Raw genomic sequence first — 15,091 nt, forward strand, 5'->3', positions numbered from 1 at the left:
CGAGAGGCGGGCGAGAGGCGCTGTTCATGACGCTGGGGCCAATCCCTGCGCGGATGCCCGTGCATCCGTTGCCTCGTCGGAGAAGAGCGTCATGTCGAACGGCGCCGGCGCGGCGGCGGATGCGGCGGCCGCGGGTTTGCCCGATGCCGGCGCCAGGCTCTTGTCGGTGGCGGTCTTCTTGTCCCCGGTGCGATGGCGCAGGAGATAGGAGACGCCGCGCGCCGTCGCCGTTGCCGACCAGCCGAGGAGCTTGACGAGGAAGATCGGCAGGAAGCGCCGCACGCGTCGGTGCAGACGGCTGGTCCGGATGGCATCGATGTCCGCGTAGACGAGGGCGGCGATCAGGCGGAAGCGGGCCGGCGAGAGGTCGGCGAAGCGGAGGCCGACGAAGCGGCCCTCTCCGTCGACGCCGCTGTTGGCGACATCCACCGACACCTGGAGCACCTCGGTTTCGTCGCCGTCCGTCTCGACCCGCACGCGCAAGGTCGCCTTTTGGCCGGGCATGACCCTGGTGGCGCGGTCGCCCACCGGGCGCAGCTTCAGGCCGCCGCCGGAGACGTCCGTGACGAAGGCCGGAACAGCGACGCCCTCCACCGCGATGACCGCGGGATGGGACGTCTGGGCGAGCCGCGGCATGCGCCGGCGTTCGCGCCGCTCGGAAACGACGCCGAGGGCAAGACCGGCCACCACCAGGTTGAGCAGGTTCCACAGGCCGATGACCAGGATGAGATCGCGCGCCTCCGGCTCGGCGGACCAGCGCATAATGCTCACGCCGACCGCGGCCAAGAGCACGGCGAAGATGACGTAGTAGGGCGTGGAGAGTTCGGACAGATAGTCGTTCTCCACCGAGATGCCCTTGTCGGTCACGTCGAACTTCGGTTTGCGCGGGTTGGTCAGCACCGACCAGACCGCCGGCAGCAGGTGGACCGACTGGACGTATTCGTAGAGTTCCGAGATCAGCGGCCACCGCACCCGGCCATAGAGATGGCCCTGCATGAGCAGGAGGGCGGCCATGTAGACCATGGTGTAGGAGAAGAATTCCTCCATCGTCGCTCGATAGATCTGCATGTCGAGAAACAGGAAGAGCAGCGGCGCGACGAGGAAGATGGCGCGCGGGATCGGGAAGAGCCAGGACAGCGACGAGGACAGGTAGCAGATGCGCTGGGCGATGCTGAGACCCGGCCGCATCAAGGGGTTCTTCAGGATGAGGATCTGGATCATGCCGCGGCACCAGCGGGATCGCTGGCCGATGAAGGACGCGAAGGTCTCCGGCTGCAGACCGGCGATCATCGGCCGATCGACGTAGAGGCTGCGCCAGCCGCGGCTGTGGAGGTCCAGGGCGGTCTCGCAGTCCTCCGTGATGGACACGCCGGAGAACCCGCCGACCTCTTCGAGCGCGCTCCGACGCAGAACCGCGGCGGACCCGCAGAAGAAGGCCGCGTTCCAGTTGTCGAGGCCCTTCTGGACGATGCCGTAGAACATCTCGTTCTCCGACGGCATGGTGGCGAACGTGGCGAGGTTGCGCTCGATCGGGTCCGGGTTCAGGAAGAAGTGGGGCGTCTGGACCAGGAAGAGGCGCGGATCATCGGCGAAGTGGCCGACCGTCTCCTCGAGGAATTCGCGCGAGGGGGCATGGTCCGCGTCGAAGACGACGACCAGGTCGCCGTCCGTCTTCATCAGGGCGGCGTTGAGGTTGCCTGCCTTGGCGTGCTCGTTGTAGGCGCGGGCATGGTAGGTCACGCCGAGTTCCGCGGCCATGCGGGAGAAGTCCTCGCGGCGCTGGCGGGCGGCGGCGGCCTTCAAGGGATCGGGCGAGTTGCAACGCTGGTCGGTTCCGCCGTCATCCAGAAGGTGGACCTTCAGTTTGTCGGCGGGATAGCGGATCGCCTTGGCGGCCGCCAGAGTCGCGGCGACGAGGTCGAGGCTTTCGTTGTAGCTCGGCACGAACACGTCGATCATGGGCGCCTCGTCCGGTGCCAATTGGCGGGCGCGGGGCCGGTCCATCGGGCGGGCGACCGCGAACAGGCCGAGCAGCATGGTGAGGAAGCAGAAGAGTTCGGCCGACAGAACCACCAGCGACGCGACATGGTTGGTTACATCGCTGGCCGGCGGCAACGTCGCCGTCATGCGCCAGACCATGTAGCGGACGACGAGCGCGAGGCCCACGACAAGGAAGGCGATGCGGCCAGGGCCGCGGTGCGCCACCTTGTCGATGACCAGCATGGCTGCAAGGCCTGCGACGCCGAGCATCGCCTGGGCTTGCGGTCCGACCGGAAGGGACAGCACCAGAAGAAAAAGAACCAGGCTCATGGCCCCGACGGAGGTCAAAAGTCTCGACATCGAAACGCTCATCCTTGCCTGATCTGCAGGACCGGTTTTCGGCGAGTATCCGTGCGCACGCTGGTATCTAGCTTACCACCGGGAAATGACCCGCTCGGTGTCGGCCGCCCCGCGTATGCAGTCCGCTCGCGTGCTGCATACTTCGCACTTGCGGTGATAACTGACCGTTATCAAAAACAGTGAACATTTTATTTTTCTGCTTAAGTGAGAACGCGGCTTGCATCGACGGCTTGCGGCCGTCCGGATCGCCGCTTTACCGAGCGCCTGGCCGGCCGATCCCCGCCACAACGTCCGCCGACGCGCTCGCACTCTCTACGCCGCGCTCGACCCCGAGCGGGGCCTCATCGTGTGGCGAACAGACCGGATATCGCCGCCACGGACGATCTCGGCTCCAATTTGCCTGTGATCCGTGCATATGATGTGTTGAAGCACAGGCGTCCGAGAATGCGCAACGGGAGGGAACACCTGATGTCAAAGACAGTGAAAGATTATGTAACGGAAGCCAACGCGGTGGTACCCAAGCTGACCCCGGAGGAGGCCGCTCAACGCATGCAGTCGGACGATGTTCTCGTCGTGGACGTTCGCGATGCGGATGAGGTTCGTCAGACGGGGAAACTGAAAGGCGCGCTCAACGTCTCCAGAGGCATGCTGGAGTTTCGAGCCGATCCTGAGAGCAGTTACCACGATCCCGCCTTCCGCAAGGACCGAACCATCCTCTTGCACTGCGCCGCGGGTGGGCGATCCGCCATGTCGGGAAAGGTCCTGAAGGACATGGGCTATTCCGACGTCTACAACATCGGCGGCTTTTCCGAACTCGCGTCCTGCGGGATCGAGGTCGAGAAGAGTTGAGGTCCGTCCCCGGCGGATGCCGCACGGCGGGATGCGACGGGCCGGCCAAGGTGGAAGCGCTTCCTCACGGCAAGTCCTGCTGGTGGGAACCGCGCGTTTTCACCGGCGCGTCCGCGCCATCATGGCGAGGAAGAACAGGCCTCCGACAACCCCGGTGACGATGCCGATGGGCATGTCCTCCGGCGCCGCGAGGAGGCGCGCCGCGGCGTCTGCGAGGACGAGGAAGATCGCGCCGACGAGGGCGGCGAGGGGTACCATGCGCTCCACCGAGCCGCCGACCACGAGACGGACGACGTGGGGCACCATCAGGCCGACAAAGCCGATCGCCCCGGAGAAGGCCACCATGGCGCCGGTGAGGAAGGCGGTGGCGACGAAGACCGCCCGACGGAAGCGCTCCACCTCGATGCCGAGCGCGGCGGCGGTCTCGTCGCCGACCGTCATGGCGGTGAGGAGGCGGGCGTTCGCCATCAGCCAGCCGCCCCCGAGGAGAAGCGCGCCGACCGGCCAGGCGAGATGGCTCCATTCGGCCATGCCGAGCCCGCCGAGCATCCAGAACACAACCGTGTGGGCGGCGCGCGGATCGCCTAGGAAGATCAGGATGTTGGCCGCCGCCATGATGACGAAGGAGACGGCGACGCCGACGAGCACCAGCCGGTCGGCCGACCGGGCGGCAGTGGCCGTCGTCAGGGCAAGCACGAGACCGGTCGCCACGAGTGCCCCGGCGAAGGCGAACAGCGGCAGGGTGACAAGGCCGAGGAAGAGGCCGGTGTGGAGGAGCGCCACGATGGCGCCGCAGCAGGCGCCGGACGAGACCCCGAGGAGATGCGGATCGGCGAGCGGGTTGCGCGTCACCGCCTGGAGCGCGGTGCCGACCAGCGCGAGCCCGGCGCCGACGACGGCGGCGAGCAGCGCGCGGGGAAAACGGATCTCCCAAACGATGTTGGCGCGGCCAGCACTCCAGTCGGCGTGAACGAGGCCCGGCCAGAGCTGGTCGAGGGCAATGGCCCAGACCGTGCCGACAGGGATCGCCACCGCCCCGACGCTGACCGCGAATCCGATGGCAGCCACGAGAGCGAGACCCGCGCCGAGAAGCGACAGCGGAAAGCGGTGCAGAACGAGCGTCGTGCGGACGGCAAGGACGGCGGCGGTCATGTCGGGTTTCCAGGGCGCGGGCGAGGGCTGGCCGGGCCGCTCCCGCGTTGGAGAGGACCCGGCCGTCGCGGTCAGAAGGCTTCCGGGTGGAAGGCGGCGGCAAGCTTGGCGACAGCCTCCACGTTGCGCGGACCGGGCGTCGCCTCGACATAGTCGAGCACGACGAAGCGGTCGTTCCGCACCGCCGCGATGTCCGCAAAGGCCGGGTTCTCCATCATGAACCGGCGCTTCTGCTCGGCCGTGACGTCCCCGTAGTTGACGATCACCACCACCTCCGGATCGCGCTCCACCACGGCCTCCCAGCCGATCTCCGTCCAGGAGGATTCCACATCGTCGACGATGTTGCGTCCGCCGGCTGCCTCTATGAGGGCCGTCGGCATGCCGAAACGGCCGGAGGTGAAGACCTTGTCGGTGCCGCTGTCGTAGACGAAGACGCGCACCGGTTCGCCCGGCTTGGCCGTCACTTTCGCCCGGATGTCCGAAAGGGCCTTCTCCCAGCCGGCGATCAGCGCGTCTGCCCGGTCCGATACGCCGAAGATCAGGCCGAGGTTGCGGATGTCGTTGGCAAGATCGGCGATCGAGGCCTTGTCCTTCTTCATGATGTGGATGCAGGACTCGGTCAGCTCGTAGACCTGGATCCCGAGCGGCGCGAGGGTGTCCGGGGTCACCTCGCCGCCGACCTTCATGCCGTAGTTCCAACCGGCGAAGAAGAAGTCGGCGTCGGCGCCGGCGAGCACCTCCTTGGTCGGGTACTTGGCGGAGAGTTCCGGCAGCGCCTGGACACCCTCGCGAAGCCGCTCGTCCAACGTCTTCCAGCCGCTGACGCCCGTGTAGCCGACCATCCGGTCCTGGAGCTTCAGGGCCAGCATCATCTCCGTCAGGTTGACGTCGTTGGAGATGGCGCGCGCGGGCGGGGCGCCGAAGGTCACGTCCCGGTCGCAGCTCTTCACGGTGACGGGGTGGGCGATGGCGGCGGCGGTGCCGAGGAGAAGGGCGGCGGCGGCGGACAGAAGGCGCATGGTTGACCCTTTCGGTCGTCGGGATGAGGTGTCAGGCGGGGAGGGAGAAGTGGAACCGCGTGGAGCCGGCCGACACCGGCCGGTCGATGCGGACGTCGACGTCGAACGCTTCGCGGATGACCGGGGCGGTCAGCACATCGGTCGGTGCGCCGGCGGCGAGCACGCGGCCGCCTTCGAGAACCACGACCCGATCGGCGATCGCGGCGGCGACGTCGAGGTCGTGCACCGTCGTTACCACCGTGATCGGCAGCGTGCCGATGAGCGCGAGGAGTTCCAGCCGGTGGCGGATGTCCAGATGGTTGGTGGGCTCGTCGAGGATCAGCACCTCCGGCTGTTGGGCAAGCGCGCGGGCGACCATGACCCGCTGCCGCTCACCCCCGGAGAGGGTGCCGACGTCGCGACCTTTCAGGTGGCCGACGTCGACCCGCGCCAATGCGACGTCGATCGCGGCGTGGTCCGCCTCGTCGAGGCCGAAAGCGGAGCGCCGGTGCGGCAGGCGCCCGAGCGCCACCATCTCGCCGACCGTCAGGCCGAAGTCCGCCGGCGTCTCCTGGGGCACGGTCGCGACCCGCCGGGCGAAGGCCGGCCCGGCCATGGTCCAGACGTCGGTGCCGGCGAGGCGAACGCGCCCTCCGGTCGGCCGCTGCACGCGGCCAAGACAGCGCAGGAGGCTCGATTTTCCCGCGCCGTTCCGCCCGACGATGGCGACCGTCTCCCTGGGGAGGACGGCGAGATCGACACAGCGCAGGATCTCGCGTCCCCGCGGACTCCAGGCAAGCGCCTCGGCGGACAGGATGGGACTGGTCGGCATCGGATCCGTTCGTGTCATGCGTCTGGCCGGTTTGCTTCAGCGCGCGTCGTGCGGACCGTCGCCAGGCCGACCGGGCGCTGCGCGTGGGTTTTCAATGTAATGTTATAACGTAACATTCTAAGGGGAAGAAACAGCAACGGAGGGGTGCCGTCAAGCCCCGTCCTGGCTCCATCCTGGCCGCACTCGGAGAAGCCGGCGGGGCCTCTGCGCAGTTCTCCGGCCGCGCTCGACGCCGTCGACGCATGTTCGAGCGTCGACCCTTCGCATCGCCCACACCGAGCCGCGCCTCCGGTTGCACACCGAGGATGCCCTCGGGCGAACCGTACCCCCGGGACCGCTGCCGTCGTTTGCGGCCCGGGCGATCCGCGGTTCGGTCGTTTCGGCGCTGCGGGGCATGCCGGTACAAACCCTTACCAAGCCGTAACTTGACGGGTGAGGGCGTGGTGCGGAAGGTCCATGTCGGCGAGCCGACGGCCTCATCCGTCGCGGCTCCCGGCCCGTGGCGCGGAGGGGCGCCAGTCCGGAGCGTTTCCTGCGCGATGGACCAGGGCTCTTTCTCGGAGGGAGGAGAACCATGAAGACGATCGCACTCGCACTCGCAATGGCGCTTGCCGCCAGCGCGGTCCCGGGCACGGCCCAGGCGGCGCCGCTCTGCGAAGGCTCCAAGCTGGGCTTCGCCGGGCTTCTGGCCAAGTGCAACCGCGGCGAGCCGATCAAGCTCACGCTGGCCTCCGGCAAGCCGCTCTACGAAGGCGAGCAGCCCGTCCAGCTGCAGTCCGGCGCCTACTACGAACTCCACATCGAGGCCGACGGTTCGGCCGAGCTCGCGATCGCAGGGCCGGAATTCCTGCGCTCGATCTGGATGAACGAGATCGTCATCAACGACATCGAGGTTCGCCCGATGGCCATCGACTCCATCGAGTTCGACAACGCCGGCCTGGTGAAGTTCTCGTTCGTCGCCATCAAGCCCGGCCGGTTCGACCTGCGCATCCCGAACACCACCGGTGAATCGCAGCGCGTCAGCCTCGTCATCCAGTGACACGCGTCGCCCGCACCGCTGTCGCGGTGCGTGGTCACGGACGAAGCGGGGACCACTCGGACCAACTGCGCGCGGTCCGCAGCCCGTCCACCGCTTGCACTTGCAAGGGCGCCGATCGGATCGGCGCCCGAACCCCGATTTTCGATCAACGCGCCGATGGCTGCTGCAAGAAGCGCGACATCATTCACGGAGGAGACTGGAAGCTCATGATCAAGACCGTTCTTTTCGCTGGCGCCCTCGTGCTTCTGCCCGCCGCCGCCATGGCCCAGGAGGTCCCGGCCGACGTGGTCACCAAGATCCAGGCCATGCTCACCGAGATGCAGTGTGAAGTCGATGCCGAGAACGTCGAGGCGGACGGCGAAGGCTACGAACTCGACGACGTGTTCTGCGCCGACGGCCAGTACGACATGAACCTCGACGCCAACCTCGCGGTCGTGGACAAGAAGAAGGAGTGAGCCCGAAAAGGGACGGTCCCCCGCGCCAGGGGCGGGGTAGGGTGTCCCTTCGGGTCGACGGTCCCGGCGTGACGGCTTCGTCACGGCGGGCGTTTCGCACCACAGCCGCCGGCGGGTCTTTTCCAGGGCCCGCCGGCTTTGCTTTGCCGGTCGGACGCCCGGGTCGCTTTCCCGGCCGGCCTTGCCGCTTCACCAAGGCTTCCCGTCTTTCTGCTCGAAAAGCCCATGTTGCGGCATTCTGGCACGAAGACGATCCGCGGCGCCCGTCTTCTATCACGGGCCAAGCGCCTGCGCTTCGGGGGAATTTTGCCCGAAGGCCGATCGGCCCGGCGGAGGTTCGGGAAGAAGATCCCGCATCGTGCGGGCACTTTCGCTCATGACCCGGATCTCGTCCGCGACAACTATGACGACGAGGACATCGAAGAAGACCGTGTCGACCCGGAGAGCGCACCGCCCGTCGCGGCTTCGTCCGATCCGGAGCCGCCACCGCAGACCGCCGACGACGAACGGTCGGCCGCGCCCGATGAACCGGCCGTCGCCGAAGGAGCCCCCATGTTCCGCCGCCTCCGTTCGGGCCTCAAGGCCGTCGCCAGCCTCGTCGTCCCGGTCCTGGCGCTCGCCGCGCCCGCGGCGGCCGATCCGCTGCTCTATGTGGCGGGTGACGGTGACTCGTCCGTCTACATCTACGGCACGGTCCACAGCCTCCGGCCGGAGATGCCCTGGTACAGCCAGGCGGTTTCGGCAGCGCTCGCCAAGAGCCAGTCGCTCTGGCTGGAGGCCGGGCGGGAGCCGGGGGAGACGTCCAACATCCTCCGGGAGCTCGGCTTCGCGCCGTCGGCGCGCCTGTCGGCGCGGCTCGCACCGGACGACCTGGAGGCGCTCGCCAACGCCGCGCTGTCCCTCGGCGTCGATTTCGACCGCATCGACCCGATGCGCCCGTGGCTCGCCGCCGCCACCCTCGGCGTCGCCGTCAACCGGCGCGAGGGCCTGACGGCGCTCGGGGTGGACCTGTCGCTCGCCGGCGAGGCGTCGGCCCATGGCATCGACGTGGTCGGCCTCGATGCGCCGGACGAACCGGTCCGCATCTTCGCCAGTCTGCCGCCGGAGGCGGAGCTCGCCATGCTGAACACGCTGGTGGCGGACATCGCGGCCGGTCGGCGGACGAACGGGGAACTGGTCGACGCCTGGCTCGCCGGCGATGCTGAGGCCATCGAGCGGCTCGGCCACGGCCAGTTGAAGGACGCCGATCCGCGGCTCTACGAAACGCTGATCGCCAAGCGAAACACCGACTGGCTGCCCGCTGTGGAGCGGCTGATGCTCGGCGCCGGATCCCATTTCGTGGCGGTCGGCGTCCTCCACGTGGTCGGCCCGCACGGGCTGCCGGCGCTCCTCGCCGCGCGCGGCTACACCGTGGAACGGGCCGACGCCGATCGGTGAGCCCCATTCGCTCCGGGCTGGGACCCGGACAGGCCGGCATCAGCCGGCCTCCGCCGCCTTGACGGCGGGTGGTCACCGGCCGGCCGCGCGCGGTCCGAACTTCTGGATCGCCTTGAACACCAGGTCGGGCAGGGTTTCGGCGTCGAGCTTGGATTTCAGGATGGACGACACGTTCGCCACCGTCTTGTAGCTGACGCCCAATTCCTCGGCGATCTCCCCGTAGGAGCGCCCCTCCGCCAGAAGGGCGAGGATCTCCTGCTCCCGGCGCGTGAAATCCTTCAGGCCTGCGTTCTGGCCCGGATCGGGAGCAAGCGCCACCTGCATCGCCAGTTCGCCGGGAATGTAGCGCTGGCCGACGCGCACCTTGTCGAACGCGAGGCGGATCTCCTCGGGCGAGGCGTCTTTGTGCACGTAGCCGGTCGCCCCGACGCTCAGCGCCTTGCGCACCACGGTCGGCTCCACATGCATGCTGAACACCAATATCGGCAGCGATTTGTCGACGATCCTGAGGCGGCGGATGTAGCCGAGGCCGGCGAGCGCCTTCTTGGCGATGCCGAGGTCTACGATCATCACGTCCGGCCGCTCGCGGCGATAGAGCTGGAAAGCGTCCAGAAATGTGCGTGACGCCTTCACTTCGCAGGCCCCGCTCTCCTCGATGAGACGACGGCACCCCTGGAGCACGATGGGATGATCGTCGACGATGATGACCTTTGTCATGGAGTGGCTTCGGTGTCCTGGTGCTCGGCGACGTGCCGGTGTTCGATCGGGATGCGGAGGTCGGCGAGCGTGATGCCGTCGCGCCGGACGGGCCGGTTCCAGACGCCGCCGAGCGCGCGCGCCCGGTCGGCGATCCCGGCGAAGCCGTAGCCGTGGCGGTCCGCCGCGTCCGCGCGCGGCCCCGATCCGTCGTCCGACACGCGGGCGACGAGGTCTCCGGCGCTTTCGCCGACCTCCACGTCGATCCGCCGCGGCTGGCCGTGGCGTAGCGCGTTGACCACGCTCTCCTGGATGAAGCGGTAGACCGTGAGGTCCGCCGCCTCACCGTAGCTTGCCGGTCCGGTGCGGATGGTCAGGCCGATGGCGCAGGCGCCGTCGAGCCGGGTCAGGGTCGCGACCAGGTCCTCGACCAGTTCGGCCAGCGGCACCTCGCCAAGCGCCATCGGCCGCAGCGACGTGATCAGGCGCCGCATCCGCACCTGGATCGCCTGGGCGAGGTCGGCAAGATCGCCGGCCGGTCCGGCCACCGATTCCACGGTCCCGCTCGCCCGGGTTGCGGCCGACCGCAGGCCGAACAGGTAGGGTCCGATCTCGTCGTGGAGATCCTGGGCGATCTGGCGGCGCTCGTCGTCCTGCAGGGTGAGGAGGCGCCGGTTGAGGTCGCGGTTCTCCGCCTCGCGCAGGCTCAGCCGCTCGGCAAGGTCGTTGAACCGGTCCGCGATCGCCGCCAACTCGGGGATGCCGAGGTTCTCCAGGCGCACGTCCATGCGGCCGCCGTGCAGATGCTCCAGCCCGTCGGTGACCGCGCAGATGCGCCGGAACACTGTGTTGAGAAGCAGGACCGAGGCGCCCATCAGGAGGATGGTGAAGCCGATGGTCACCGGCATGATCAGGCGGAAGTCCTGCCAGACCTCCAGGATCTCGTCATGCGGCTCGCTCATCAGCACCACGGTCGCGGCGCCGCCGTCCCGGAAGGCGAGGGGGATGTCGTCGCGCAGCCGCTCGATCGCCAGCAGGTTGAAGAACCAGGCCGGCGGTTCCTGCTCGTCGTCATCGTCGTCATCGCCGGCAAGGGTCGCCGGGCCGGGCGGCGCGATGACGCGGCCGGCCCCGTCCATCACCAGGGCGCGCACGTGGCGCGTCGCGCCGGACTGGAGGCCAAGCTCCTCAAGAAGGTCGTCGGGGGTGTCGGCCTCCTCCAGCGCCGCCTTCCGGGACGTCAGGTAGAGCGATGCGACCGCAAAGGAGGACGACACCTCCTCCTCGACCGCCACCCGGGCGTTCAGGATGATGGCTGCCGCGAGCGCCACCCAAAGCCCGATGCCGAAGGCCACGAAAGCGCCGATCGCCCGTGCCCGGAAGGAGAGGCCGAGCCACGCCGTCCGGCGGTCCGGTGTCGCCGTCGTCGTCTGCGGCTGGGTTCCGCTGAGGCTCACGGCATAGCCTCCTTGGCCTCGTCGACGATGGCCGCGACGGCGGCCGCATGGTCCCGGCCGCCCTGGCGCAGCACGATGTAGGCCTGCGCCCGCACGCCAAACCAGGACCGCTCGCCGCGGCGGTCCGCGAAAGCGAGGTCGGACAGCATGGCCTCGGGCAGGATCGCCTCGCCATGTTCCCGCGCCACGTCGGTCAGCTGCGCCGTCCGGTTGGCCAGCATGCGGCGGTTCTCGTGGAACCGGCTCTCCGCCAGGTCGAGAGCGGCCGTGACCTTCGGCAGGCGGGGATCGTCGCCGACGAAATCCCGGCCTGAGGAGCGTTCCACCAGCCAGTGCGCGGGCGAGCGGACGTCGTCGATGGTCAGCCAGTCCTTGGACGGCTCGCCCGCCCGGCGGGCGAGTTCGGTGGTGGCGCCCGATTGAGCCACCTCGACCGGCGCGTCGTCGCAGCCGGCAACGGCGAGCGGAAGGGCGAGCGGAAGCACGATCCGGACGAATGTCGACTTGGATATAATTTGGCGCACGACAGCCATCCACGCAAAGCAAACAAGCCGCCGGTTCGCGTCCAGCGCTGGCGCAACTTACCATTTCCGGCAGGTGCGTCATCCAATCGCGGTGAAGGTTACATAGATTTAATAAGACGATGGTGCGGTGCGGGAAAATGTTGTTGTTTCGTTGTTTTTGCCTTGAAAGCCCATTGCGGCAAATGTTGGACGGGAACTACTTCCCGACTTGGTGCGGGACTACTGCTCAAGACGCACGATGCTGTTCCACGCATGGTCGGCTTCGGAACACGACGCGGTCGCACACGGCCGCAGCAAGAGGCGATCGCCGCACCGTGAGGTCGGCCGAAACCATAAAGCCGCCGTCGGTTCTGGGAAGAAACGGTCCACCAAGAGGGGGATACGATGGGTGCACTGAAATCATTCGCCACGGCGGCTTCGGTCGGGGCCTTCGTCGCCGCCGGCGTGACGCTGGCGACGCCGACCTATGCCAACGACAAGCTCGTCGAGCTGGCCAAGAGCCCGGAAAACTGGGTGATGACTGGGCGGGACTACAAGGCCCAGAACTACAGCACGATGACGCAGATCAACAAGGAGAACGTCAAGGACCTGCGCTCGGCCTGGTCCTTCTCCACGGGCGTCCTGCACGGCCATGAAGGCACGCCGCTCGTCGTCAACGGCGTGATGTACATCCACTCGCCGTTCCCGAACACGACCTACGCGATCAACCTCGACGATCCGGGCAAGATCATCTGGGAGCACAAGCCCAAGCAGGACCCGACCGCCCGCTCCGTCGCCTGCTGCGACGTGGTCAACCGTGGTCTGGCCTACTGGCCGGGCGACGACGAGGTCGGCCCGCTCATCCTGAAGACGCAGCTCGACGGCCACATCGTGGCGCTGGACGCCGAGACCGGCGCCGAGCGCTGGAAGATGGAGAACTCCGACATCAAGGTCGGCTCCACGCTCACCATCGCCCCCTATGTGATCAAGGATGCCGTGCTGGTCGGCTCGTCCGGCGCCGAGCTCGGCGTGCGCGGCTACGTCACCTCCTACAACGTCAAGACCGGCGAGCAGAACTGGCGCGCCTACGCCACCGGTCCGGACGAGGAGATCCGCCTCGCCGACGACTTCAACGTGGCCAACCCGCACTACGGCCAGAAGGATCTCGGCCTCGCCACCTGGGAGGGCGATGCCTGGAAGATCGGCGGCGGCACAAACTGGGGCTGGTACGCCTACGACCCGGACGAGAACCTCTTCTACTACGGCTCGGGCAACCCGGCGCCGTGGAACGAGACCATGCGTCCGGGCGACAACAAGTGGACGATGACCATCTGGGGCCGCGATGGCGACACCGGCATGGCCAAGTTCGGCTACCAGAAGACCCCGCACGACGAGTGGGACTACGCCGGCGTCAACGTCATGATGCTCTCCGAGCAGAAGGACAAGGACGGCAAGACCCGGAAGCTTCTGACCCATCCGGATCGCAACGGCATCGTCTACACCCTCGACCGCACCAACGGCGACCTGATCTCGGCCGACAAGCTCGACGACACGGTCAACTGGGTGAAGGAAGTCCAGCTCGCGTCCGGCCTGCCGGTCCGCGATCCGGAGTTCGCCACCCGGATGGACCACAAGGCGCGCGACATCTGCCCGTCGGCCATGGGCTACCACAACCAGGGCCACGACAGCTACGATCCCGATCGCGAGCTGTTCTTCATGGGCATCAACCACATCTGCATGGACTGGGAACCGTTCATGCTGCCCTATCGGGCCGGCCAGTTCTTCGTCGGCGCGACGCTGTGGATGTACCCGGGCCCGAAGGGTGACCGCCAGAACTACCTCGGCCTCGGCCAAGTGAAGGCCTACAACGCCATCACCGGCGAGTACAAGTGGGAAGTCATGGAGCGCTTCTCCGCTTGGGGCGGCACCATGGCGACCGCTGGCGGCCTGACCTTCTACGGCACGCTCGACGGCTTCATCAAGGCCCGCGACAGCGACACCGGCGAACTCCTGTGGAAGTACAAGATGCCGTCGGGCGCCATCGGTCACCCGATGACCTACGAGCATGACGGCGTCCAGTATGTGGCCATCTACTACGGCGTGGGCGGCTGGCCGGGCGTCGGCCTGGTGTTCGACCTGACCGACCCGACCGCCGGTCTCGGCGCGGTGGGCGCGTTCAAGGAACTCGCCAAGTACACCAAGATGGGCGGCGGCATCATGGTCTTCTCGCTGGACGGCAAGAGCCCGTACACCGAAGACATCAATGTCGGCGAGTGGAAGCCGACCAACGGCTGATCGCCATCCGGACGAAGGGACCGCGCCGCGCGGCGCGGTCCCGACCCGACCTGAAGGACGCTGTCCCCCCGGCCATGTTGCGCCCGGCCGGTGCGCCCTCACCCGACACCCTTCAACTCCGCGGGCCGCAGCCGAACGGCGCGCCCGTCTCTTCCAAGAGGGAATCGCCATGTCCATCCGGACCGTCTCCAAGCGCGCGCTGCTCGCCGCCGTCGGCGCCCTGACGCTGACCGTCGCCGGTGCCCCGGCCAACGCTGCCGAACCGCTCCGCATCTGCGCCTCCACCAAGGAAGCCCCCTATTCGGACGCCGAGGCCGGCGGCTTCGAGAACCGGATCGCCGTGAAGCTCGCCGAGGCCATGGGCCGCGAGCCGCGGTTCGTCTTCTCCGACAAGTTCGCCATCTACATCGTCCGCGATCTCCTGGAGACCGGCGAGTGCGACGTGGTGCTCGGCGTCGACGCCGGCGACGCGCGGCTCGCCACCTCCATGCCGATCTACCGGACCGGCTACGTCCTCGTCAGCCGCGAGGACAAGAACTTCACCAGCGGCGATTGGGAAGACATCCGCGACACCCGCTTCAGCCGCTTCGCCGTGCGCTTCTACACACCGGCCGAGACCATCCTGAAGTATACCGGCAAGTGGGAAGACAACGCGGCCTATCTCTACGGTCTGATCAACTTCAAATCCAACCGCAACACCTACAACCAGGTCGAGGCGTCGAAGCTCGTCACCGAGGTGGCGTCGGGCGAAGCCGACCTTGCCATCGCCTTCGCGCCGGATGTGGCCCGCTACGTGAAGTCCAGCAATGTGCCCGTGCGCATGACGCTGATCGAGAAGCCCATCACCCGGTCGGACGGCAAGATCATCCCGCTGCAGTACGACCAGGCGATCGGCGTGCGCAAGGACGATACGGCCCTCCTTGAGGCCATCAACGCGGCCCTGCCCAAGATCCGCGGCGACATCGAGACCATCCTCGCCGATGAGGGCATTCCGCTCCTCCCGCCCAGCAGCTGAGATCCGTTTCTGTTGGAGTAGTC

Annotated in this window: 13 protein-coding genes; 6 read left to right on the top strand and 7 right to left on the bottom strand. The window is 67.7% G+C overall.

Annotated elements, in window-relative coordinates; genetic code table 11:
* Positions 1-24 precede the first annotated feature (24 nt).
* A complete protein-coding gene (bcsA, locus tag BUQ68_RS17785; RefSeq protein WP_083656686.1) occupies positions 25-2,340 on the bottom strand; it encodes a UDP-forming cellulose synthase catalytic subunit in 2,316 nt (771 codons plus the stop codon).
* Between the two features lie 468 nt (positions 2,341-2,808).
* Here bcsA and BUQ68_RS17790 point away from each other — a divergent pair, with 468 nt between their 5' ends.
* Complete coding sequence (locus BUQ68_RS17790) at positions 2,809-3,189, top strand: rhodanese-like domain-containing protein (RefSeq protein ID WP_075217359.1); 381 nt, start codon at positions 2,809-2,811, stop codon at positions 3,187-3,189.
* A 99-nt stretch (positions 3,190-3,288) separates the two neighbouring features.
* Here BUQ68_RS17790 and BUQ68_RS17795 read toward each other — a convergent pair whose 3' ends face one another.
* From BUQ68_RS17795 to BUQ68_RS17805, 3 genes are all read right to left on the bottom strand, one after another.
* Positions 3,289-4,341: a FecCD family ABC transporter permease gene (locus BUQ68_RS17795; RefSeq protein WP_075217360.1), complete on the bottom strand. Its 1,053-nt coding sequence runs from the start codon at positions 4,339-4,341 to the stop codon at positions 3,289-3,291.
* A 71-nt stretch (positions 4,342-4,412) separates the two neighbouring features.
* Positions 4,413-5,360 (bottom strand): ABC transporter substrate-binding protein, encoded by a 948-nt coding sequence (locus tag BUQ68_RS17800; protein ID WP_075217361.1) that lies wholly within the window; start codon positions 5,358-5,360, stop codon positions 4,413-4,415.
* 31 nt (positions 5,361-5,391) lie between these two features.
* A complete protein-coding gene (locus BUQ68_RS17805; RefSeq protein WP_075217362.1) occupies positions 5,392-6,171 on the bottom strand; it encodes an ABC transporter ATP-binding protein in 780 nt (259 codons plus the stop codon).
* A gap of 574 nt (positions 6,172-6,745) precedes the next feature.
* Here BUQ68_RS17805 and BUQ68_RS17810 point away from each other — a divergent pair.
* From BUQ68_RS17810 to BUQ68_RS17820, 3 genes are all read left to right on the top strand, one after another.
* Positions 6,746-7,210 (top strand): cupredoxin domain-containing protein, encoded by a 465-nt coding sequence (locus BUQ68_RS17810; protein ID WP_075217363.1) that lies wholly within the window; start codon positions 6,746-6,748, stop codon positions 7,208-7,210.
* Between the two features lie 206 nt (positions 7,211-7,416).
* Positions 7,417-7,665 carry a PepSY domain-containing protein gene (locus BUQ68_RS17815; protein ID WP_075217364.1) on the top strand — a complete coding sequence of 83 codons (249 nt, stop codon included), beginning with the start codon at positions 7,417-7,419 and terminating at the stop codon, positions 7,663-7,665.
* A gap of 552 nt (positions 7,666-8,217) precedes the next feature.
* Entirely contained in the window at positions 8,218-9,102 is an 885-nt protein-coding gene (locus tag BUQ68_RS17820; protein WP_175577845.1) for a TraB/GumN family protein, read from the top strand.
* A gap of 72 nt (positions 9,103-9,174) precedes the next feature.
* On the opposite strand, the gene BUQ68_RS17825 is transcribed toward BUQ68_RS17820, so the two are convergent.
* From BUQ68_RS17825 to BUQ68_RS23860, 3 genes are read right to left on the bottom strand one after another with little or no spacing between them, the layout of a single operon-like run.
* Positions 9,175-9,819, bottom strand: a complete 645-nt coding sequence (locus BUQ68_RS17825) for a response regulator (RefSeq protein ID WP_075217366.1) — start codon at positions 9,817-9,819, stop codon at positions 9,175-9,177.
* Complete coding sequence (locus BUQ68_RS17830) at positions 9,816-11,255, bottom strand: histidine kinase (protein ID WP_075217367.1); 1,440 nt, start codon at positions 11,253-11,255, stop codon at positions 9,816-9,818. The genes BUQ68_RS17825 and BUQ68_RS17830 overlap by 4 nt, the downstream gene beginning before the upstream one ends.
* A complete protein-coding gene (locus tag BUQ68_RS23860) occupies positions 11,252-11,779 on the bottom strand; it encodes a hypothetical protein (protein WP_175577846.1) in 528 nt (175 codons plus the stop codon). Before BUQ68_RS23860 ends, BUQ68_RS17830 begins: the two co-directional genes overlap by 4 nt.
* 393 nt (positions 11,780-12,172) lie before the next feature.
* On the opposite strand from BUQ68_RS23860, the gene BUQ68_RS17840 reads away from it, so the two are divergent.
* Both BUQ68_RS17840 and moxJ read left to right on the top strand, forming a co-directional pair.
* The gene (locus BUQ68_RS17840; protein WP_175577851.1) at positions 12,173-14,053 is read left to right on the top strand and encodes a methanol/ethanol family PQQ-dependent dehydrogenase; all 1,881 of its coding nucleotides are present in this window, start codon (positions 12,173-12,175) and stop codon (positions 14,051-14,053) included.
* Positions 14,054-14,222: 169 nt separating this feature from the next.
* Positions 14,223-15,068 (top strand): methanol oxidation system protein MoxJ, encoded by an 846-nt coding sequence (gene moxJ / locus BUQ68_RS17845; protein ID WP_075217370.1) that lies wholly within the window; start codon positions 14,223-14,225, stop codon positions 15,066-15,068.
* The last annotated feature ends 23 nt before the right edge of the window (positions 15,069-15,091 follow it).

This window comes from Mongoliimonas terrestris, assembly GCF_001927285.1.
Classification (GTDB): domain Bacteria; phylum Pseudomonadota; class Alphaproteobacteria; order Rhizobiales; family Pleomorphomonadaceae; genus Chthonobacter; species Chthonobacter terrestris.